At 54.4% G+C, this 22,737-nt stretch carries 18 protein-coding genes; 3 read left to right on the plus strand and 15 right to left on the minus strand.

The annotated features are described in order from the left end of the window. Positions 1 to 244 precede the first annotated feature (244 nt). Entirely contained in the window at positions 245 to 1,999 is a 1,755-nt protein-coding gene (locus ACI5FR_RS09540; RefSeq protein WP_405453576.1) for a methyl-accepting chemotaxis protein, read from the minus strand. Between the two features lie 207 nt (positions 2,000 to 2,206). Here ACI5FR_RS09540 and ACI5FR_RS09545 point away from each other — a divergent pair, with 207 nt between their 5' ends. Then, complete coding sequence (locus tag ACI5FR_RS09545) at positions 2,207 to 3,229, plus strand: phosphotransferase (RefSeq protein ID WP_405453579.1); 1,023 nt, start codon at positions 2,207 to 2,209, stop codon at positions 3,227 to 3,229. 1 nt (position 3,230) lies between these two features. After that, positions 3,231 to 4,133 carry a phosphotransferase gene (locus ACI5FR_RS09550; protein WP_405453582.1) on the plus strand — a complete coding sequence of 301 codons (903 nt, stop codon included), beginning with the start codon at positions 3,231 to 3,233 and terminating at the stop codon, positions 4,131 to 4,133. A gap of 33 nt (positions 4,134 to 4,166) precedes the next feature. On the opposite strand, the gene ACI5FR_RS09555 is transcribed toward ACI5FR_RS09550, so the two are convergent. Next, a complete protein-coding gene (locus tag ACI5FR_RS09555) occupies positions 4,167 to 5,117 on the minus strand; it encodes an SEC-C metal-binding domain-containing protein (RefSeq protein WP_405453585.1) in 951 nt (316 codons plus the stop codon). Positions 5,118 to 5,390: 273 nt separating this feature from the next. On the opposite strand from ACI5FR_RS09555, the gene ACI5FR_RS09560 reads away from it, so the two are divergent. Continuing rightward, complete coding sequence (locus tag ACI5FR_RS09560; protein ID WP_405453588.1) at positions 5,391 to 6,533, plus strand: Fic family protein; 1,143 nt, start codon at positions 5,391 to 5,393, stop codon at positions 6,531 to 6,533. 146 nt (positions 6,534 to 6,679) lie between these two features. Here the strand turns inward: ACI5FR_RS09560 and ACI5FR_RS09565 are convergent, their stop codons facing one another. The 13 genes from ACI5FR_RS09565 to ACI5FR_RS09625 form a co-directional block, all read right to left on the minus strand. Further along, entirely contained in the window at positions 6,680 to 8,848 is a 2,169-nt protein-coding gene (locus ACI5FR_RS09565) for a Sip1-related alpha-galactosidase (protein ID WP_405453591.1), read from the minus strand. Positions 8,849 to 8,850: 2 nt separating this feature from the next. Then, positions 8,851 to 10,710, minus strand: coding sequence for a heparinase II/III domain-containing protein (locus ACI5FR_RS09570; RefSeq protein WP_405453594.1), 1,860 nt, complete (start codon positions 10,708 to 10,710; stop codon positions 8,851 to 8,853). A gap of 21 nt (positions 10,711 to 10,731) precedes the next feature. Further along, positions 10,732 to 11,988 carry a CynX/NimT family MFS transporter gene (locus ACI5FR_RS09575; RefSeq protein ID WP_405453597.1) on the minus strand — a complete coding sequence of 419 codons (1,257 nt, stop codon included), beginning with the start codon at positions 11,986 to 11,988 and terminating at the stop codon, positions 10,732 to 10,734. A gap of 14 nt (positions 11,989 to 12,002) precedes the next feature. Further along, positions 12,003 to 12,785, minus strand: a complete 783-nt coding sequence (locus tag ACI5FR_RS09580; RefSeq protein WP_405453600.1) for a Nif3-like dinuclear metal center hexameric protein — start codon at positions 12,783 to 12,785, stop codon at positions 12,003 to 12,005. Positions 12,786 to 12,857: 72 nt separating this feature from the next. Beyond that, positions 12,858 to 14,411 (minus strand): ABC transporter substrate-binding protein, encoded by a 1,554-nt coding sequence (locus ACI5FR_RS09585; protein WP_405453603.1) that lies wholly within the window; start codon positions 14,409 to 14,411, stop codon positions 12,858 to 12,860. 70 nt (positions 14,412 to 14,481) lie between these two features. Next, positions 14,482 to 15,450 (minus strand): carbohydrate ABC transporter permease, encoded by a 969-nt coding sequence (locus ACI5FR_RS09590; RefSeq protein WP_405453606.1) that lies wholly within the window; start codon positions 15,448 to 15,450, stop codon positions 14,482 to 14,484. A 10-nt stretch (positions 15,451 to 15,460) separates the two neighbouring features. Then, on the minus strand, positions 15,461 to 16,411 hold the full coding sequence (locus ACI5FR_RS09595) for an ABC transporter permease (protein ID WP_405453609.1): 951 nt from the start codon (positions 16,409 to 16,411) through the stop codon (positions 15,461 to 15,463). A gap of 187 nt (positions 16,412 to 16,598) precedes the next feature. After that, the gene (locus tag ACI5FR_RS09600) at positions 16,599 to 18,206 is read right to left on the minus strand and encodes a response regulator transcription factor (RefSeq protein ID WP_405453611.1); all 1,608 of its coding nucleotides are present in this window, start codon (positions 18,204 to 18,206) and stop codon (positions 16,599 to 16,601) included. Further along, positions 18,199 to 19,953, minus strand: a complete 1,755-nt coding sequence (locus ACI5FR_RS09605; protein WP_405453614.1) for a sensor histidine kinase — start codon at positions 19,951 to 19,953, stop codon at positions 18,199 to 18,201. The genes ACI5FR_RS09600 and ACI5FR_RS09605 overlap by 8 nt, the downstream gene beginning before the upstream one ends. Before the next feature lie 39 nt (positions 19,954 to 19,992). After that, complete coding sequence (locus ACI5FR_RS09610) at positions 19,993 to 20,547, minus strand: hypothetical protein (RefSeq protein WP_405453617.1); 555 nt, start codon at positions 20,545 to 20,547, stop codon at positions 19,993 to 19,995. Between the two features lie 85 nt (positions 20,548 to 20,632). Beyond that, positions 20,633 to 20,902 (minus strand): hypothetical protein, encoded by a 270-nt coding sequence (locus tag ACI5FR_RS09615; RefSeq protein ID WP_405453620.1) that lies wholly within the window; start codon positions 20,900 to 20,902, stop codon positions 20,633 to 20,635. Further along, a complete protein-coding gene (locus tag ACI5FR_RS09620) occupies positions 20,895 to 21,503 on the minus strand; it encodes a hypothetical protein (RefSeq protein WP_405453622.1) in 609 nt (202 codons plus the stop codon). The genes ACI5FR_RS09615 and ACI5FR_RS09620 overlap by 8 nt, the downstream gene beginning before the upstream one ends. A 9-nt stretch (positions 21,504 to 21,512) precedes the next feature. Further along, complete coding sequence (locus tag ACI5FR_RS09625) at positions 21,513 to 22,697, minus strand: ArsA family ATPase (RefSeq protein ID WP_405453625.1); 1,185 nt, start codon at positions 22,695 to 22,697, stop codon at positions 21,513 to 21,515. Positions 22,698 to 22,737 lie beyond the last annotated feature (40 nt).

Below are 22,737 nucleotides of genomic sequence, written 5' to 3' on the forward strand. Positions count from 1 at the left end.
TGAAGAACAAATGATAGAATACTCCCGATCGAACATCCAGAGAGGTTCCGATGGGAGTGAGTTGGGAGGCGCGTCCCACTATCAGGATATGCGAGAGTTCTTCACGTGTGAGACGCTTCCGCTATAATGAATGAACTCACTAATTAACTCCCCTGCACAGCGCCCGGTTCGTCCGAATAAAAAAACCACAACTGCGATTGTGGTTTTTTGCTAATGGGAAGCGACTCAGGATCTCCTGCATCCCTTACAGTTTGAACTTCTCCACGGCCGCCTCCAGACCCGAGCTCCGCTCCTTCAACAGCTCCGTGGTATCGGCGATTCGTTTCGCGGCCTCCAGCTGACGCGCGGACATCATCTGAATGGACGCCGTATGGTCGGCTGTCGTGTTGGAGATGTGAGCGATCTGTTCCACCGAGGCAGCCGCCTCTTGCGATCCGGCCAGCACTTCTTCCGCCGCGGCGGAAATCTCTTCAATTTGGTGGTTCACCACCTGGAACCGTTCCATCGCGTCGTCGAACAGCTGCTCGACCTGATGGGACAGCTCCGTTCCTTTGCTCATCTCCCGGCCGCTCTCCCGCATGCTCTCGCCGATACGGGTGGATTCCTGCTGGATTTGCTGCAGCAGCGAGGTGATGTGCTGCACAGACCCCGCCGAAGTCTCGGCCAGCTTGCGCACCTCTCCCGCCACGATGGCGAAGCCCGCTCCATGCTCGCCGGCCCGCGCCGCCTCGATCGAGGCATTCAGGGCTAGCAGCTTGGTTTGATCGGCGATGCTCGCAATGGACTGGAGAACCGGCTCAATCTCATGCATGTAAGTATTGAGCACCTCGACCGACTGAGACGTCATCTGAGCCACATGGGAGATGGAGGCGACCTGCTCCCTCAGCCAGCGGATCGAGTTCCGGCCTTGCTCCGCCGTCTCTAAGGCGTCGCCCGAGGCTACCGACACATGTGACGATGCTTCGGAGACGCGCTGAATGGCCATCGTTATCTCTTCCATGGATTTGGCGCTCTCCTCGGCTCCGACCCGCCCGTGCTGCGCCCCGTCCGTCAATTGCGCGATCGATTGCTTCAGCTGCATATTCAAGGCCAGCATCTGGTCCGCCTCGGAGCTGAACTGATCCGTGGAATGCACGAGACTGTGGGCGGTCTTCGCCATATCTTGAACGACGTCCCCCAGGGTGATGCTGAGCCGCTCATTCATCTGCAACATCGCGGTGTAGGCTTGGCCTATTTCATCCTTCGATTTGACTGTTGTCGCAGTTAGATGGGCTTTCGCTTCGGCCAGATCTCCCCGCGCAATGGCTTCCGCTCCCTTCACGATCACACCCAGGGGCCGCAAGGTGCGGGACATCACCCACACGATAAGACCGAATACGATCAGAGTCACAACCCCCACCAGGATGAACAACGGCGCATTTTGCTTCAGGACGTCCCGATACACCGACTGCGCCACCGACACGTCCGTATCGATGCCGAGCGCCCCGATCACCTCGCCCGCCGCATTGCGAAGCGGAGCGAACGAGGAGAGATACTCCCCGTACATCTCGTTCACGATGATGCCGGTTTTGGCCGACTGCCCCTTCAAGACCGCTTGGATCGCTTCCTCCGGCATATCGGTCACTTCCCCGATCGGGGAGGCGTCCTTATCATCCTTCGGCTGGCCGTCGATCAGGATGAGGGGTTGCCCTTTGTCATCGATCTTCACGGTATAGACATACAAGGCTCCGATCTGCATGCGGAAGCGATTCAGCTCATCCCGAAGCCTCCAGTACAAATCGTTCTCCTTGGCATCCTTGATGTAGGTCTCATAAGATTTCAAATCGAACTGCCCGGCATAAGCTTCCGCCGTATGGATACTGAAATTGCCGATCGCTTCTTGACTGGCCTTCTTGGTGTTCTGGATCTGGATGAAGATCAAGCTGCCCGACAGAATGAGGAGGATCGCGAGCAGCGTAACTGAAATTTTGACGACCAAACGGTTCTTAACCATGTTCATGATGTCCCTTGCCCCTCTTTACCTAGTTTGCGAGATAAATCGCGCAAATTTCCCTATTTTTCCTACAAGTTTCGACAAAGAGCTCAGGTTTTCCTTCGTACAGGCCATGACAATTTTTTGGGACGGCAGGATAGCAGGCCATACCATTATCCGCGGACTGAATAAGGTAAGGGAAGTATTCATCCCGAATGAAATGAGGGATTGTCCATGGCCGGCTTGTATACTAAGGGCTATGTTCGTAAACTAACGCGTCGTTTCGGCATAACGCCCATAAAATTTGGTTGGCGACCTTCCATTTATCGCAAAAAAGCGGTCATCCGCGTACGAACGGACACGGGAGCCTTCGCGTTGAAACCTTTTTACCGGAGTACGTCCTTCCCCTCGGGAACAGTCGAGCAAATGAAAACCACGGCTAAGCATGCCGAATGGTTGACGAGCAGCGGTTACAGCTATATGCCCAGGTGGCTTTATGCGGACAGCGGCAAGCTTTGGATCGTAAGCAAAGGAAGGCCATTTTATATGACCGAATGGATCACGGGGCGGGGCTTGGAGGGGGCGGGGGATTTCGCCAATCTCGGGAGGGCGATCGCCACCCTTCATCATACCTCGAGCGAACTGCTTCAGAGCCAGGAATCCGATTCCTTCACCCGGAAACAACTCGGATTATGGAAGCTGCAAGAGCGCCGTTTACTTCATGACAAGGTAGGGGCCCTTAGAAATGCCAAGCTCCGGAGATGGTTCAGAAAATATGGAGAGGACTGCCGGAGCCTGTCCGAACGGTCTTGGGCCGAGATGAACGACCCGGAGATTGCGGCCCTGTTGGATCAGGAAAGCACCCGCCCCGCCTTGATCCACGGCGACATCACGTCGACCAATGTGATGATATCCGATGACGACCGGCTATACATCCTCGATTGGGATCGCGTCAAGATAGGCTCCATCTATATCGAACTGGCCAAAACGCTCGCCAACACGGCGCAATTCAATCCGGAATTCCTCCAATCCCTTCTGAACGGGTACGAGGAGATTAGACCCTTAACGCGAACGGAACGGAGATTAATTGCCGCCTTATTTCGTTTCCCCCGAGAAGCCTGGACGGTAGCCTGTTTCCCTAAGCGGAAAAGTAACAGTGCATTAATTGACATTTTGGACGGAAGTTGGGGGGTCCGATTAAACGCTGTGGGTTTTTTGGACGCCTGGGCCAATCCTGTAGAAGAAAGCGGGGAGTGAAATGTCCTTCTGGTCGATCGTAGAGCAGTCTTATGGAATCAAGATTCGGGATAGCCGTCCCTTCCACGATGTGTACAAGGTTCGAACGGAGAACGGGGTGTATTGCCTGAAGCCCTACGAATTCCACGCAGAGGATGTGCAGTTTATTGGCCGAATCCTCGGTTACTTGGAGGAGCGAGGATTCTCCCGCGGCCCCAAGGTCTACCCTACCGTGGAACAAGCCGCCTTCATGACTCATAATGGAGTCTTCTATATGCTAACGAATTGGGTGAAAGGCGATAGACCCGACTTCTCCAAGCGGATGGACTATAAGAAAGGGATTCGAACCTTGGCCAAGTTTCATGCAGTTGCCGAGGGATTTCCCCTCGAGGAGGTTCCAGCCGGCAGGGTCCGCTATTCGGGATTGAGCTCTGAAGTGACGGAATATAAAGAGTTGCTAAGCTCCTATACGCATACCGGGCATTTGGTCCCTCTATGCGAGGAAGCGCTCGGCCGGTTGCAGCAAGCCGGAAGCCTCGAAGCTATAGATACGGAAGCCCAATTATCCGCCTTCACTCATGGCGATTACAACTATCCCAATATGATTAAAGATCCGCATCGCAAAATCCACCTGATCGATTTCGACAACAGCTCGCTCCATGTCAGAATGAAGGACTTGTCCCACATTCTGCATCGCAATTGCCTATGGGACGGGACGGAGATGCTTCGCTGGATCGACTATTATCACAAGCACCGGTCCTTGAGCTCAGGTGACCGATGCCTTTTGCACGCCCTTCTCGTGGCTCCGTATCACGTCGTCCGAAACATCCGGATCGGCGGCATTCGTCACGCCAAACGGGTCATTCCGTCTCAAGCACGGATGCAAAAATATCAGCGGGAGCTTAGTGTTTTGTCCGGCTCGTGACGGTTTCACTTCGTGCTCCGGAAGGCATGACATTCATAGTGCGCTCAATTCCCCTATCCGCTCCTCCAAGTCCTCTCGATCGGACGAAACCTTGTCCAACCCTTGGCGGTACAAGCGCAAAGCTTTGTCCTTATCTGCTGTGGAGGTAGTGCTATAGCGAGGATTATACAAATCTCCCCAGCCGATGTAGCCCCAGGCCCATTCCGGATGCTCATCAATCAACTGATGGAAGAGCGTCTCAGCGGTTTCATAATCGCTTTTATAAAAATGGGTTTCCGCCATCGAGCGACGTAGATTCAATCTATTGTGCTCATTCATTTCCGTTAAATGTTCCAGCATATCCCGATAGAGGAGGATGAGACGGTCCCAGCTCTCCAGGTCTTCTTCCTGCCGGTTGCGGCACTCCTCAATCATCTCGTGTTCGGTGCCGAAGAAAATGACCGTCATATCAAAAGGAAGGTCGGTTTTCATCCCGAACTCTTCAAACGAGTGGCACTTGTAACAGAGCAGGTAGTGATCTCGGATGGCCGCCCATATCGCCCAGAATCGTTCCACTACTCTTTGACCCGGTTCATGATCGAGATAATCTACGATCATTGACTCCAACCCGTGCAAAGAGAAGCGGTCGGGCAGCCATCGGTTCCAAAGCTCCCTTGCCGCCAATAAAGGAAACTCCTCATCCAGCACACCGACGTTCCGCCGTAACAGGCTACTCCACTTGTCACTTATATTCTTAACACTGAAATAGTCGCCCACCTCTTGGATAAATTGCGCCTTTTCCGTTCGAATCCCCAATTCGTGCAGCTTGTGCAAGATCTCGGATTCACTCATCGCCTTCAGCCTCTCCGCACGCGCCAAGAAGCTCTCGTAATCCCAGAAGGTATTGTCTGCTTTAGGAGTAGGTGTGTCATATTTCGGGATACAGCACTTCTTATATTTGACTCCGCTGCCGCAGGGGCACGGATCGTTTCTACCGACCTTCATCGTTCTTCACCTCAACCTCATTGGATTCTCTTAATCTATGATAGCCGTTTTTCCTGCTTCATCACAATAATTGTTCCTCAATGAAGCTAAATTGCCCCAAATTCCCATTCATGCCCCGTTCGAGGTAGGGAACTCTTCCGAATCGCCATTCCTTCCGCATCTAGACTGTTTAATACCCAAAAAAAATGTACATAATTAGTGTAATGGAATATACTAAAGATAAGCTAAACCCACTGATATTATAGGCTTTTAACGTGTAAAAGGCGGTGTAAAATGACTTACACTTTTGCTTATGAACACTTCGATATGATTGAAGATCGACTAGTGTTTAACCCAAATCTAAATCCCTACGAGTATGAAATCCAACAATTAATCTTGGAAGCCGAAAGAAATATAGGGGCACTAGCTAGACTCGGCTTAAAAAGCCACCCTCTAAAGCCCACAATCCTGAGAAATTCCTTAGTGAGAACCGCTCACTTCACGACGAAAATTGAACAAAATAAGCTTGAGCTTAAGGAAGTAGAACAGCTCTATCAGCACTACAAAAAAAATCCGCTATCGATCAAGCAAAAAGCTCAATTGGAAGTTAAAAACGTCTTTGATACCTACGAGTATATTTATAGTTTGGATCCGAGTCATGATTTTTCTGAAATGGATGAGCCCGTACTCAAAAAAATACAGTATACCTTAATGAATGATCTGACCGGGTATCCTGAGGGGTACAGAACGATTCAGGTTGCTCTTCAAGATGAGGATGGAGATGTCAGCTATCAACCCCCGGCATGCAATGATGTCCCGCGTTTGATGAAGGCTTATTTTTCCTGGCTTTACACTAGTGTTACCGGGTATGAGAACCCTTATGAGACCTCAACGGTACATTATAATAAGAAGGTCCATCCTCTGATTATCTCTGGTATCACGCATCATTTAATAGGCTACATCCACCCTTTTCCAGATGGAAACGGTAGAACAGCCAGAGCATTTTCGGCTTTGGTGGGCCTCATACACCCCGATCTTGCCACCATTAAGGATGCCTTTAGCGTAGAAGAATATTTCGACAAACGAATCGAGGAGTATTACGATACTTTGATGGCTGCCTCACAAGGGGACCTGAAGCCTTTTCTTGTCTTTTATCTCGAATGCGTCAACGCCTCTCTGACCAAAGTGCTTAGAGAGCTTCAGCGTTACGATCGAATCAAGCATGTTCGTGAGTTGCTTGGCAAAGGGCATGCCAAAACGATGTTTGAGTTGATCAGCCGAATGGATGACGGAGAGGTGTTTCACAGACAACTGTTTGACGACACGTTAGCCGCCTCATCCTCCAGTATCGCCAAAAATATTGCCAAACTAAAGGATTTAGGTGTGATTAAACCCGGTGACGGCCGAGGCGAATATATCGTTAGTATTGTGGATTAGAGTTTGGACGTTATCCATGCATAGAAAGGGGCCTTTCATCTGCTACAAATGAAAGCCCCTTCTCGTGTAATAAATACGGGCTTTTCCAAGCCCTTCCTAGAGGATACAATGGGGTCTCCGTTCGTTGACACCTGCAAGGTCAGTAGTTAGCCCCGCTTCATGGCCGGCAAAGCAACCTCAACGACAACCTCCTGCCGTTGATCGCCGCAGTCGACCTCGTACAAGGCGTTCCCGATCGCTGCGATCGGCCTCTCTTCTCCGTTCGCCAACACTTGCGTCGGTGCCGTCTCCGAGTAGAAGGCAAACCGGCCCCCTTCCCGAAGGCGAATGAATTCCGTGTTCCCACGGCTCTGTTGGTCCAAGACCGCATGCGAGGAGACATACTTGTCGGTCAACCCCAAAGGAGTCACTCTGCTCTGGACCGTAACGAGCAAGAACAAGAGACATTGCTCCGGCTGCAGGACGAACGGAAACGCTTCGCCTGCTTCCAGCACCCGGCCGGCCCGCGAGAAATGCTCGTAAAGGACGATGCGCCTCTCCGAAAGCCCGGGCACATCCGCAGCCGAGACAACGCCTCTCCGCTCGAGGCCGTCTCCCCCGATATGATAAGCCGCTACTAGGCCCGCTTCGCCTGCATAATTCCATAGCTTCAGCGGAATAGGCGCGCTTGTCGGATCTTGGGTCAAGCAATCGACTGTGGGAACGGCCGTACGCTCGCATCGCAGCAACCGCCCGTCGTGATACACGAGCGGCAGCAGCTGGCAGGGATCGGTTCGCCCCACAGGGTCGCTGATATAGACCGGGCCCCCGCTTACAGCGCGCAGCACCGCATTCTGAACAGCGTTGGGATGGACGGTCCAGAACATATCCCAGTCGCCCCAATAGAAGGGGCCGTGATAATACGAATTGTAGGCGTTCTGCAGCGCATGCTCGGGAAACCCGTTCCGGTTCTGCGGCATAAAGTCGTCACTGTTGCGCGATACCGCCGATTTGGGCCGATGCCAGATGTTCTCGGGAGCCATCCCCATACAGTTGATCATCGCACAATCGAAATGAAGCGCAACCGAGGCTTCTATGGCCTGATGAGCGGCCGATGCCGATGCCCCTATCGACCTTTCGTATTGCAAATAGTTATTGATCGCGGCCTGGCTGTCTACCTTGACGAAATCGATGCCTTGCCGGCGAAGATACCCGTGCCAGGCATTCCAGAAGCCGAAGCCCAAAGCCGGATCCGGATAAGGTAGAAGACTACCGTCGGCGGAGGTATAGAGGTATTTCCCCAGCGACTTCGCCATAGGGCTTTCCGGATGGACGCCTCCCCAGTAGCCGACGATCGTATGCCAGACCCCGATCCATCGCACTCCGTGCTGCTCCTTCAACAAGCGGACCGTATGGGCGAGGCCATCCGGGAACTTCTCCCTACTGGCATCAAAGGCCTGCAGCTTGCCGTCAGACGTGGCGGACCAGCCGTCGTCGATCATCATCCATCGAACCGGCAGCCCCAGACGGCGCAATTCCTCCGCCTTCTCCAACACCCCCTGCTCATCGACCTTCTGATAAAAGGCATCCCAGCTGCACCAGCCCAAGTAATCCAGGACTTCGGGAAACGGTTTATGCTTCCGCATGAGTACCGGATCCTCCAGTTCCATTAAAGCCGCTTCGGTTGTACGCTCGGCCAGCGTGTAAGGATCGGTGCCGCCTCCCAGCACGAAAGCGAGGCCTTCATTACGCTGCAGCCCTCCCTGGTATGAAGACAAGCTCACCGAGAAGCCTTGGCCGTTCGTGCATCCCCCGCCTGCCAGATCGGTCCGGAATAGGGGGCCGCACACCGGCAGCAGCCTGTAATACGAGGAATCGGTACGCCACAGCAAAGAAAGCGTGCGGGCCGGAAGCTTCGCGGGATCCGGATCGAAATGCGGCCGAGTCCACCAGTCGTTATGCTGGTAGTTCGCCAATAAGGCGGATACGCCCTCCATCTCCTCAATAGTAATCACGATACTCTGTCTCGCGGAAAACGATTTGCGGCTCATAAAGGGGTGCCCGCCATGAATCCGCCCTTCGACGAATCCAAGGAGAACGTCTTCATAACAGCGCAGCTTCAAGGATACGGATACTTCCGCCGGTTCGGTTCCGTCCTGGAACTGCAAGGTAATCTCCTCGAATATTCCGAGTTTATTGGTACCGCCGGTTTTCTCGCTGGCTTGCAATACGAGCCTTTTGGACGCTTCCCCCTCCAGCGAGACCGTTATTCCGAAGCCTTTTAGCGCCGGCATGTCCGAGGAGGCAAATATAGCCGAATCCCTAAATGAAAACATGATTAGGACCCCCGTTTTTCGAAGCGAAATTCGAAGCGCATTCGATGCGTGAAGCCGCCCTCCAGGCCTCGCCCATTCAGATCCAGCGCATAAAACAGTTCTTCCTTGCCGAAATGGTTCATAAAGGACAGCGGTTCAACAGTCGGATCCAGATTAGCTCCGTCAAACAAAAGGATCAGCTTGTATTGGCGGCCTTCTAGTTCGACATGACCCGGTCCCTTGACCGCAGGCTGCATCGCGCAAATGAACCGTTCGGTTACCGTATGCTCCCCCGCCGAGAACACGAATAGGTCCTCCATCTGCAGCCGCGGAGAAGGGCCATCCTTCTGCCACGTCCACTGTCGTTCCAGCTTCTGCAAGCCTGATAGCGCATAAGCCTCCTTGAGCTCCAGGCCGAAGCGGTCCTGTTCGGGTGCGATGTCCGCCTGAAGCACGTCGGCCCTGCTCGCCGAACCGGCATGCTGGCCGGTCCCATCGATAATCGGGACGGAATGCCCCAGCGCGCTGTTGCAAATAAACGAATACCTGGACGACGGCTCGAAGTATTGCTTGGAGTAGAGCCCGCAGCCCATATCGGCCAGGAAGGTATCTTCGCCTGCCGACAGAATGAAGTGCCCGACGTCATTATGATTATGGGGCTCGTCATTGTGCCCGCCTTTGGCAGCAAAGCAATAGCTGGCTTCCGGTTTCACGACACGGGATACCAGCCACTGCGCATCCGGCAAATAGTAGGAAGCTTCCTCCCATCCCCTGCCCGGGTTGCCGGCATCATACCAGATCAGATTGCGCAGCGCCGGCGCCCAGCGGCCGCAATGATCATAAATCGCTTTGTTCTCGAATGTATGCTCCGGGACGTGCATCTCGGGAAACCGCCTAGCCATTTCGTGCGTGAGCCCAATGTAGACATCGAATTCAGCCGGGCAGTCTGAGAAATTCACGACCTTTCGGCCCGTCAGGAAGCATTTCTGCTGGAAAAGCGCCAGCTGCTTGACCTTCGGGTTCGTGAGCAGGTTTACGGCTCCGGCCGTCCGGCGATGGAGAAGTTCCGCGAAGTAGGTATAGAAGCCGAAGCCGTAGCCCCAATACATATACCCTTCCAAGCAAGCGCCGTCTTCTCCATAGCCTTCCAGGAAGAGGTCGAGGGTGGGCATGGCTTTATTCAATATCAAGGCAAGCTCCTGGGGATCCTCTATCAAATAAATGGCTGCCGCGCCGATCGAGCCAGCGCAGACGGCAGCCCAATTATTGCGTACGGCTTCCCAAAAGTACGGACCGCCATGCAAGAAAGGGCGAAAGATTCGGCGATAGGTTTCCCGATAAATACGACTTCGTACCGCCTCCGGCCAGGATTGTCCGGTCCATGCCATCACTTCGGCCAGCGCGAATGCGGTCTCCGCGGCGAACAGATCGATCTCGATTGCGGGATCGACCATCCCCGCTTGCTCTTCACGCACCGACATCTTAACCGGTTGGCTTCCGGGAAGACTGGCGAAGCCGGCGGGAATACACCAGGAGAATTCGTTGCAGATCGCCCAAACCGTATCCAGCAGCCCGTCCCGGTAATCCTCGCGTTCCGGCCAGAGCCAGCTTAATAGGCCCAAGGCAGTAAGTCTTTGTCTCCGTTGAAAGAAGACGGGCTCGTACGTTTTGCGGTTGCCGTCTTCCCAGACTCGGCGGAAGAGCGTCCACGGCAAATCGGGAATGGGTGTCCCGAGAAACCGCTCCCCCTCTGCCGTTAATCTCTCCAGAATGGGCCGGAAGGCGGCCTGGGTCCGGATGCGGTTGCGGTGCGCATCGCTATGTTCGCGGGGCAGCCCGAAGCGGCCGCCGGCCAGCTCCTCGAGTATGCAGTCCTTGTTCATGCCATTAATCTCTCCTTTGCATTAGGACTTAAGGGTTTTCTCAGGCGATGCCGGTATCGACATTCTGCCGCTCGCTTCCTCCGGAAGCCGAATATTGCGTCCTGCGCCAAGCCCTGCCCACATAAACACGAGTACAGCCCCCAAGAGCACCAATAGGGGAACATTCCAGCCTCCGGTCCGGTCATGGAGCCAACCGAAGAGGGCGGGTCCCGTACAAGCCAACGTATAGCCGATCGATTGCGCCATGCCGGAGATAGCGGAGGCCTGTCGCGGGCTATTCGTACGCAGGTTGAAGAACATCATGGACAGACTGAAGGCGGAGCCCGCCGCACTGCCGATCAGAGCACCCCCAAGGGCCAGCAGCGCTATGTGGTCCATGAATAAGCAAACCACCCCCGCCAGGGACATAACCGCCGCCATCATCGCAAGCGAGCGTTGATTCTTGACCTTCGCGGCGAGCAGGGGCACGACAAAATTAAAGGGTAGCCCTCCGAACTGCATCAACGCCACCATCACTCCCGACGTACCGGCTCCGATCCCCCGTTCCGCGGCGATATCGGGCAGCCAAGCCATCACGACATAGAAGAGGAACGATTGCAGACCCAGGTACAAGGTAATCTGCCAGGACAGCTTGTAACGCCAGAGCGGCATACGACTCCCATGGGATCTCGGCCTGACGGCCAAAGAAGAGGCTTCAGAACGGAACCGTATGCAGCAGACTAGCCAATAGGCGGCGGTAAATAGGGCAAGCGCGCCCCACAAAGCGAGCGTCCGCTCCCACCCCCAGCCCAAGGATCGCGCGAGCGGGATACTCGCCGCGGATGCGATCGATCCCGTCAAATTCATAGACACCGTGTACGTACCCGTCATTAACCCCAGCCTTCGGGGGAAATGCTTGTTAATCAGGACGGGAAGCAGCACGTTGCAAACGGCGATCCCCACCCCCGCCAAGGCCGTTCCGATAAGCAGCTGGCCCACGCCCGACCAGGGACGCAGCAGGAGCCCTGCCGACAAGAGGAAGATCGCCGCCAGCAGTACCCGTTCCACGCCGAAGCGATTGGATAATAGGGGCGATAGGATCGAGAACGCGGCGAATGCCATGAGGGGCAGTGTCGTAAGCGTGCCCCCAAGCGGATGGGACATCCCGAGCTGCGCGCTCATCGTTTCCAGCAGCGGACTGATCGAAGTGAGCGGAGCCCGAAGATTAGCGGCAATAAGAATGACGGCGAACACCAGGACTAGCTTTGTATGTACGGGTACGGCTTTCCACATGATCATCACCCTTGCTCTACTTACAACCATTGGGAACTCGACGTGCTTGAAATAAAAGATACCTGCAATTCCGGGAACAAGCCCTCCAGCAATGGAACGACCTGCTGCATCCCCGCCTCCTCGCTAGGCATATGGCCCAGGATCAGCAGCGCTTTCGAGAGCCCCATGGCCACCGCATCCTGCACATATTCGTTCGTCTCCCACGAATGAGTCTCCCCCACGATCAGCAGATCGGCCTTGTGCCGCATCAGCTTCTCGATTTGCCTTCGCCCGCCTTCCATGCCTGGACTTAGACAAGCTACGGTAATTTCTTGATCCGGGTTGCCGAACAGCTGCACGGCCGGAATTCCCAGCTTCCCCTTCAGATCCTCCGCGATTCGACGAACGGTTGTGGGAGGGAAGTCGAGCACATAGAGAGCTTGCGCTCTGGCATGACGTTCCCACCCTATGGCACCCAGCAGCCCGCTCAAGATTCCATCCGGTTCATAGCGATGCCAATAGTCGTGGAAGCGATAGATGGCAAGACCGGACGCTTGGATCAGCTGCCGCTTCTTCTCGAATCCCTCATCGCCCTCCAGCCAATCCGTCTCATCCTGATGGGAATAAAAGGTCGGTTCATGCGTAATCAAGAGATCCACCTTCCCTTCCACCGCGGCTCGGATACTCGCATAGGAAGAACTGAACGTTACGGCGATCCGGCTCACCCTCTTAGAGGCGCTTCCTGCAATCAGCCGATCGGTAGTGCCCTTCAGTACGCCCACCGGCTCCATGAGCTTATCGATAATCTGCTGTACTGTAATCACGGAGCCCCTCCCTCTCAAGTAGGAACGGCCCCGAGAATATCGGAGCCGCCCTCTTGTTCATCCTTGCCACACTTACTTCTTGTTGGCCGCAGCCCATTCATTCAGCTGTTTTTGAACCTCTGCATTGATCTTATCCATCCCGGCCGCCTTCAGCTTCTCGACCATCTTGGGTAAATATTCGACCGGGTCCAGCGTTCCCGTGATCAAGCCCGGATAAAACTCGGCCAAGGCATTGTTGTAAGCGCTGATCTCGTTCTTGACCGGCTCGCTGTTGAAAATAAATCCGAGACCCTTGGCTTCGTCGGCATCCGCATTGAACTTGCGGAATTTGTCCCACTTCTGCGGATCCTCGTTCGCCCACAGATAATCGTTGAACTGGTTGCCGAACATATAGGGAGCACCCAAGGAGTACCCGGAGGTTTGAGCCGTCATGCCAGCCGGGAAATCAATCGTATTCGCATCCTTTTTCACGAAATGCTTGCCCTCGATCCCGAAGGCGATCATGTTCACCAACGTTTTGTCCGTATACAGCAGGTTCAGGAACATCATGACGCGCTCGGGATCTTTGGACGTGCGGGAGATCGAGAGCATATTGCCCAGCGTGCTGTTAGTCGTGATCAACGGCTTGGTAAATTCCACCTGTACCCACTTAAGTCCACTCGCCTGGGAGACTTCAATATCCTTACCCGGCTTCAGCGTCTCCGGGAAGGAGAATACTTTGCCGGAGCGATACGTCCCTGCGAAGTCGGTCAGGGTTGACGCATCCTTGTTGATGTACCCAGCCTTATACCATTTGTGCGCCAGCTTCAGGATATCCATGTAACGGGGATCCGTGTACGTATCGAGAGTCTTGAGCTCCTTGGTGTTCCGGTCCATCGCCCCCAGATTCGTGGCGCTGGAGCCGGCCGAGACGAAATTGGCTTCCTGCAAGGCAATCGGCAGACCATTGCTCTTGCCGCTCAGGAACGGAATCATGCCCGGTTCGTTCTTCTTGATCACCTCGAAGAAGGGCTCCATATCCTCGGGCTTCTTCACGGTGCTGAGGTCGAACTTATATTTCTCTACTAGGTCCTGGCGAACCAGAATTCCCTTGTTGGCGGCAAACTCTTTGTTGGTCGGCATCCCGTAGGTCTTGCCGTTGTATTTAATCCCGTTTAAGACCTTAGGATCAATAATCTTCATAGCTTCTTGGGCATGTTTGGCCATCAGATCGTCGATCTGGATGATCGACTTGTTGTTGATCTTGCCTACCCAGTTGTCCCACGATGTCGTCCAGGTAATGTCGAACACTTCATTGGAGGCATACTTCAGGTTCATCTTATCGGCCCAGCTGCCCCAGTCGATCACTTGCATGTCCAGCGTCACGTTAATCTTATCCTTCAGGTACTTGCTAATCTCTTCGTTGACGAGCGCCTGATCCTTCTGAGGCACGCCAGGCACGAACATCTTGATCGTGTAAGGCTCCAGCTTAGGCTTAGCCGCCGTCGCGGTAGCGGAAGCGGCCGGACTGGCGGCCGGCGAGCTGCTGGGCTGACTTCCGGAGTCCGACGCGCATCCGCCGAGCACGAGGCCGGCGCTGACGGTCAGTCCTAAGATCGCGTTGATTTTACTAGGCATCCCTTTCATTGTTCTTAACCCTCCCATAGTTTTATTCTAGCCTACTTTATGCTCGACCGGTGCAAGTCCCGGAGGAAGCCTACCCTTTTACCGCTCCAACCGTTAAGCCCTTGACAAAATATTTCTGGAAGAACGGATACGCCAGCACGATGGGCCCCATGCCGATGATGGCCATGGCCATCCGGGCCGTCTCGCTAGGCAGCTTCGCGGTCTGGTCGCCGATTCCGCCTACCGCCGCGAAGGTGTTCAGGAACTGCAGATTTCGCATGGCCTTATACATCATGTACTGCAGATTGATCAGCTTGTCGTTATTCATGAACACCAGGCTGTTGAACCAGTCGTTCCAATAGCTGAGCGTGTAGAACAGACCGATGGTCGCCAGCACCGGAAGCGATAAAGGCAATACGATCCTCGTAAAGATGCGGAGCTCTCCCGCACCGTCGATCTTGGCGGACTCCAGAATCGACGGATGGATACTGGTCGTGAAGAACGTTCGCATAATGATGACGTAGAAGGCGCTAAGCAGATGGTTCGGCACGATGAGCGCCCATAACGTATCCCGAATATCAATGAAGTTCGTATACACCAGATACCAGGGCACCAGCCCGCCGCCGAAAATCATCGTGAAAAAGACGAAGAAAGAGAAGAAGCCGCGAAAGGCGAAATCTGGCCGGGACAAAGGATAAGCGACCAAAGCCGTGATGGTTAGCGCCATTAAAGTACCGACGACCGTGACGAAGATGGAGATCAGGTAAGCCTTGGCAATCGGACCCAAGTCGCGCAGCAGATAGTCGTACGCCGCCCAGCTGAACACCCTGGGAATGACATTGTAGCCGTGCATGTAGATCGTATCCTGATCGGTCAGCGAGACGCCCAGGACGACGAGGACCGGAAACACGCAGGCCACCGATACCAGCAGGAAGAATAGATGAAGCAGAAATTCCGTAACCGGCTTGATCGAATTGATCTCACGCCTCCGGCCGGACCCTGTCACCCTTCGGGATGCGGCGGATGCTACCGTTGAAGCGGTGTGTGTGAGCTCTTTCATGGAAGACCCCCTAGAATAAAGCATTCTCTTTATCGATTTTACGGACCACATAATTCGTAGTAAGCACTAGGACGAATCCGACAAAGGCTTGATACAATCCGGCTGCCGAGGACATGCCGATGTCGCCCAGCGTCAGCAGCGCGCGATACACGTACGTATCGATCACCTGCGTGGTAGGGAACAAGGCTCCGGAATCAAGTGGCACCTGATAGAACAGCCCGAAATCGGAGTTGAAGATCTTCCCGATCTGCAGCAGCGTCATCACGATCAGGACCGGACGAATGAGCGGAATCGTAATCCGGCGGATCTGCTGCCATTTGCTCGCCCCGTCGATAAGCGCCGCTTCGTAATATTCGTTGTCGATCCCGATCACGGCCGCCAAGTAGACGATGCTGTAGTACCCCACATGCTTCCACAGGTTCACCAGCGGGAGGATAAACGGCCAATATTCCGACTCGCTGTACCAGGATACCGGAGGCAATCCGAGGGGCTCGAGCAAGGACTTATTCAGGAACCCATACTCGCTACTCAGAAGCGAATAACCCAAGTAGCTGACCACGATCATCGACAAAAAGTGAGGAAGGAACATCACGCTCTGGTAGAACCGTGCCGCCAGCCTGGCCCTCAGCTCATTAAGCGCAATGGCGAACGCAACGGCGGCCACCAAATTCAGCAAAATAAAAACCGCATTATACAGCACGGTGTTGCGCGTAATGATCCAAGCATCCTTCGTGCTGAACAAAAATTCGAAGTTCTTGAATCCGACCCAATCGCTTCCCCAAATGCCTTTGGAATAATCAATGCTCTTAAACGCAATCACCAGCCCGAACATGGGCATGTAGTTGTTCAAGATCAGATACAGCACCCCTGGCAGCAGCAGGACGAGCAGCGCCTTGTCCCTTCTCACATTGCGCAGGAACTTGACCAGTACGCTCCGCGGTTTGGGGGTTGTCGAAACCATTCGTTGTCACACCTTTCGCTCATTTCCTCTATCTAGTATAGCGGGGTCCCGGCTCCCCCTCTATCGGATCGCGTGACCCTTTCCTCGATTTTGTGACTGCTTTTGCCGCTTCACCCACGTCGCGGAATCACGGAAACAACAAAGAGGCCCAGCCGTTAAGCCGAGCCCCTCTCCGAGAGATGTGCCGTTACTTCTTGTTCAAGCTTTGGAATCGTTTGCGATATTCCAACGGAGTAATGCCGACCTTTTTCTTGAACGCTTGGCCGAAGTGCGAGTAATTCTCATAGCCGATCTCCTCGCATACGTCCACGATCCTCAGGTTCGATTCCGTCAGCAAAATTTTCGCCCGATCCATCTTGGCCTGGATGATGTAGTCGATCAGCGATTGTCCGGTCTCCCGTTTGAAGACGCGGGACAAGTAGGCGGGGTTCAAATGAATATGGCTGGCCGCCTTTTCCCGGGTAATGTCCTTCAGGTTGGCTACGATGAATTGCTTCGTCTTCTCGATCAGCCGGGAGCTCTCCTTGCGCTGCCTCTCCAGATAGCGGGAGCCCGTCTCGATCAGCTTCTCCGACCAGATCTTCAGCTGGGAGATGGAGCGGATCGCCGTCAGTTCGCCGCTTCGTTCCCGCAGGCCGGACCATTCTCGGACCGATAGCCCATTCTTGTGCGCCACATGATAGATCATATAGAGCAAGGCGTGGTACAAGGCGCTCGCCGATTCCGTATCCGCCTGGGCCTCCTGCATCTCGGCGAACAATTGGTCGAGGCGCTTGAAGAGCTCGGCCTTATTGCCGGTTTCGAATAGCACGACCCAATCCGACCATGGGATAGCATGCGGATGCTTCGGTTTGCTCCCTTGGGGTGAAGGCTGATCCAGCCGCTGAATGGATAGGGAGGGGGATAGATTCTCCTGCTCCAATTCGATTAGGCGGTGATACACCTCCGTCAGCTCATGGAACGGCACCGCGTGTCCGATATAACAGGACACCGTGCAGTAGAAATACCGGCCGCAAGCGTCAGCGAATGCCCGGCAGGCGTCTGCCAAGACGTTGCCATCCGGCGACCCGCCCGACGATTCGTATACGAGGGCGAACAGAATCCCATTCTCATCCTTGATGACATCTCCTGAGAAGTCTCCGAGCAACAGCTCCGCCGCCGCATTGCGGATCGCATACTCCAAGGTATCCTCGTCCCGCAGACTGAATTCCTTGTGCCATCGCTCGATACTGATGAGAATAGGCAGAATCGTTGAGCTCGGCTGCAACGGCAGGTTGACCGACTGGAGGTTTCCCAGCGACGGAACCATGCGTCCGGCCAGCACGTTCTGCCAATACCGTTCCACGACGACCGCCTTCTGGCGCTCCCAGAGTGTCTGGTATCTCTTGCTCGTTTCGACTACAGCAGCGGCGGCCCGATCCTCACGGATTTTGTCCAGAGCCTTGGTTACAATCGCGGCCAGCTCCTCCGGCTTGACCGGCTTCAGCACATATTCGAAGCTCCCGAGCTGCACCGCTTTTTGGGCATAGGCAAACTCGGCATGTCCGGTCAGGAAGATCGTCTCCACTTCGGGGTAATGGTCATTGACCCATTCGATCAGCTCGAGCCCGCCCATGCCTGGCATCTCGATGTCGCAGATAATCAGATCGATCGCGTGAGCCTGCAGGACGGCCATCGCTTCCTGCGCTCCCATGGCCTGATGGACTTCTTCAAAGCCTAGAGCGGCAAAATCGACCGATTTCCTCAAGGCGCGAAGCACATAGATTTCATCGTCGACAATCAGCAGCTTATACATCTTCTTCCTCCCCCGCTTCGTGAAGTGCGCCTCTGGCCGGCAGGATCAGGCGAACGACGGCTCCCTTGGGATCGGCCTGCATGAACGACACCTCCGCCTCGTCTCCGAATACCATATGCAAGCGCCGGAACACATTCCAGACCCCCATGTGGGTACCCGTCCCGTCCCCAAACTCCTTGCGGTTGAACCGGGCCATGGTCTCCGGAGGAAAGCCTCTCCCATTGTCCCGAATGATCACTTCCAACCGATTCTGCCCCTCTTGCACGGGACGCACGGTGATCTGGATATGAAAAGGGGTACTCCCCTCCTCCATGCCGTGAATGACCGCATTCTCCACAAACGGCTGAAGCATGAGCGGAAGAATGGGCGTCCGGGCAAGCGGCTCCTGCACCTCGATCTCATACGTCAATTTCTCCGGAAACCGCACCAATTGAATTTCCAGGTAGTTGCGGATATGCCGCAGCTCTTCGTCCAGCGGGATCGTATCCCTATGCGATCGGGTAATGAATCGGAAATATTCGGCCAGATGCTCCGTGATCTTCTTGATCAGCTCATTCTCCCCGAGTGTCGATAAACTGTTAATGATATTAAGGGAATTCAGATAGAAGTGAGGGTTGATCTGAGCCTGCAGGTGTTTGAATTCCGATTGCTGCGCTTTGAGCATTTCCTCATAGACATTGATTTTCAGGTGGCTGATCTGGGAAACCATGTAATTGAAGGTGGTGATGAGAAAGTTCAGTTCCTCCGTCTTCGCCTCCTTCACCCCAATCTCCAGATCCCCTCGGATCACCCGACGCATGCCCAGAATTAAGGAATTCATCGGGCCGAACAGCATCCTGCGCAAATACTGGGAGTAGAAAAAAAAGACTAGGATCGCTCCGACCGGAATGAGATAAATGACCCGTTGGAAAAAAGGCAATTGCTGCAGGAGGGACTTCTCCGGAATCATCGCGGCCAGACGCAGCGGCGCCTGCTGAAAAGACGTGCTGACCAGAAGATAATCGATGCCGTCCTCATCGCTCTTGAATACCTGATAGGCGAGCGGATTGGCCCGAATTTTGTGGTTGGCCGCCGTCATGGTTTCCTTGGACAAATCGGATCGGGTTAACGGTCGCCCTGCCGCATCCAGCAGGATCGCTTCCCACCGATCTCCATAATCCAGTCTGCGCAAGGGAACAATTAGGTCGTCCAGCCGGAGGACCGCCCCTATATCCACCCCGTTGTTCGCTTTGGCCGCTCGGACCAGATAGCCTTCCTCCCCTTGCTGGAGCACCGTCCACTCCCCGAAGGCTTGCCGGTTCTCCTTCAAATACTCGCCTAGCATCATTTTCAGATGGAGGGTGTCGGTATAGGAGGAACGCGAAAAGACGAAATCGTCCTTCTCCGCGGAGTAGGCGAAAAACGAAAAGAAGTTCTCGAAGGCGCTGCTCCCTGCGACTAATTCATTATGGACTTTGATCTTGGCCAGTGTGTAGTCCCCATTCGTCTCCGGCAGCGAGGCCATGGCGAGATAGGCCGATTGCGAGTCCGGCGCGATGATCTGCCGCAGCAGATTGTGGGTGATCTCTTCCAGGGTCCGGTCGATCTGAGCGATATGGATGCCCAGCACTTGGCTGGTCGATTGCGACACTTCCTCGCGGACCACCTTGATCGCATAGTAGTTTTCATAGAATAGGAATAAAGCGAGGGGGGTGAGGAGCAGCAGGAAGCTGCGGATCAATCGGATGCGAAGTGTCGGTTTTTTCATTCTAATCTCGTCCCCCACCTATCACTCAAATTGATCCCGTCAAGCTTGAAGCGGCAATATATCGCTCGAACTCTTCCAGATCGAAGGGAACTTCTTCCGCATCCCGCAGTTCCATATAAGGCCGGTCCTTCTCATCCGCCGAGGTATTTTGCTGTTGCTCGATTCGGGGAGGGACTGTATGGTCAAGACTATCCTGGTCGGCGAACCGTTCCATCTCTTCCCATGTAATGCCGTATGGAAATCCCCAGCCTGTATACCCGACGATGTAAGCAGCGTCTCATCGGATTCTATGCCTGCCAATTGCTCCTCTTGGAGGCGGAGCCGTCTCTTCTCCTTACGAGCTTGCTTGGCTCGGACCGAAGCTGCTGCACTTGCTCTTGCCGTTCGCACCGCTTCATCTGACAACGGCACGCCCAGCATGCGCAGTTCTGCAATGGCCGTTCCCGTGTCAACCCCATAATGCTTCCTGTAGCCGTGTATGTAGTTCTTGCCCTTATATTCCCGGAGCCAGCTCACCGCCGATTGCAGGCGACCTTGACGATTCATTCGCTTGGCTCTGGGCGTGTTTGGCTTGTTCTTTTTCTTCTTTCCCAACGACGTGCCTCCCACCAGTACCTATTCCCTATTATAGCAAAATCCACAACCTCGGTCGGTCGTGGATTTTATTTTGAAGTCCTATTTATTCCTCATCGATCTTGATAGATTTGCGGCTTTTGGATTTGCCATTGGAGCCCGTACGCGGCTCCGTCTTCTCCGCTTCAGGGGTTTCCTTCTCTTCCTCGAGGGTATCCACGATACTGTCAATGACCGACCGGTAGGCGAGCAGCCCTTCCTTTATTGAATTTCGTACGTGCTGCTTCACCTGGTTCTGCTCCAAATGCCCCAACAACCGCTCCATCCGGTCGAAATGCTCCAGCACGCGATCCAATCTATTAAATGCACTACTCATTCCGCTTACCCCTCCCACTTTCGGCATGTATTTTAATGGTGTGAAGCATCATTCGTCGAATCAAGGCACATCCCGGATAAATCAACTTCCAATACAAAGCGAACCTTCTTCCGATTGTTGGATCCTTTACGCAGACGCGGGTTTCCGTTAAGACGAGTGTTTCGCCCTTCCTGGGTTCGGACAAGATGACATTCATAACGCCCTTGGCATAGGTCAGATCATCAAATTCCAAAAATTCCGCCGCGGAATCCAGCTCGACCGGTTTATTCAGAATCGGTTTCCAAAATTGGCCTATGACGCCCACGACCATCTCGCAACCCGGATCTTCTTCCAACAAAATAAACCCGGTGCGTTTCATATTGTCCAATAGGGAAGGCGGGGCGTGATTTTCCTTTATACGGCCGAATCGTTTCCGAGCCTCCGTCAGGTGGCCGGCGAGCACAGTCGGAAGCATCCGAATGCCGAACAACAGGCGTATTAACGGAGTATCCGTCGGCTTTAAAAGCTTAATCACATGATAGACTTCTTCCCGATTCGCTCGAATGATGACAGAATGCCTCTCACAGAACTGATAGTTCGGCATGTAGCGGTCTATAATCATCCGCTCGCCTCACTTTCTCTCCGCCAGCCGCTGGCCGAAACGGATGATCAACCGATCATCCGCGAGCTTGGCTCCCAGCACCGTACGACCCATCAGCGGCTTGGGCAACACGACCTTGCGCTTGTAAGACCCGACGTGAACGGTCAGCTCATCTCCGCTTTGCATTAGATCCAAATCGGCTTTGGCGGTGAAAGGAATGGCCAGCTCGAGAACCATCTCCTCCCCTTCCTTCCGAATCGTCTCCGTTCGGCCGCGGTACAGGATCGACGCCGGATCCTCATCGCCGAACACGAGATCCGCCAGCTCCTCCAGAATCGGTAGGCCGACCACCTCGGACGCCATCATCGGAGCCTTCAAGATCGGCAGCGGTTGGAAATTGGATACGATCTCTTCCTCGTACTTCTTCTGAATGCTCCTCCACTTGGCCAGAAAGCCATCCTCCGCCTCGTCCGGGAGCACCCGGTTCACGATGACGGCATCGGTGTTGAATCCGAACAGGTTCAGGTACGTAAACGATCGCTTTGCTTCGGACAACACCATCTTCTCGGGATTCAGGACGATCCGAACCGACGTCATGTCCGGATTCAGGATGATTCGCTGCATGTCCTCGAGGCTCCGAGCGAACCGCTCCATGCTATCCAGCACGTCATTGGAAGGGAGCTCAATGCCGCCTGCCACGACTTTGGCTACGGGTCGGACCAGCTTGATCAACCGGCGTTCATACGGAAAAATTTTCTCCAGCCACCAATTCAGCACGTTCGGGTAACTTAGCAAACGCAGCGTCTCCCCGGTCGGGGCACAGTCTACAACCAAGACATCATACAACCCGCTTTGTGTGTGTTCCTTGATTTGAAGCAGACTGAACAGCTCCTCCATGCCGGGGAACACGAGCATCTCTTCCGTCGTCACATCCGTGAGCTGCGCCTTGTCGAACAGCTTGGTCAGCCAGCCTTGCACCATCCCCCAATTCCGCTCCGTCTCTCGAAGGCTGTTCACCTCTTGCCCCCACAAATGGTCACCGACCTGTACCGGATCCGGTCCGAGCTCGGTGTTCAGGGAATCCGCCAGACTGTGCGCCGCATCGGTGCTGAGAATCAGAGTGCGCAACCCTTGTTTCGCCAGCTTGACAGCCGTAGCCGCGGCGATGCTCGTCTTGCCGACGCCGCCTTTACCCGTATAAATGATGATTCGCATTTCGCTCCGCTCCTTTAGTACGATTTCGTAGTATTAGTAT

It is taken from the genome of Paenibacillus sp. HJGM_3 (genome assembly GCF_045062745.1).
Taxonomy (GTDB): Bacteria; Bacillota; Bacilli; order Paenibacillales; family NBRC-103111; genus Paenibacillus_AA.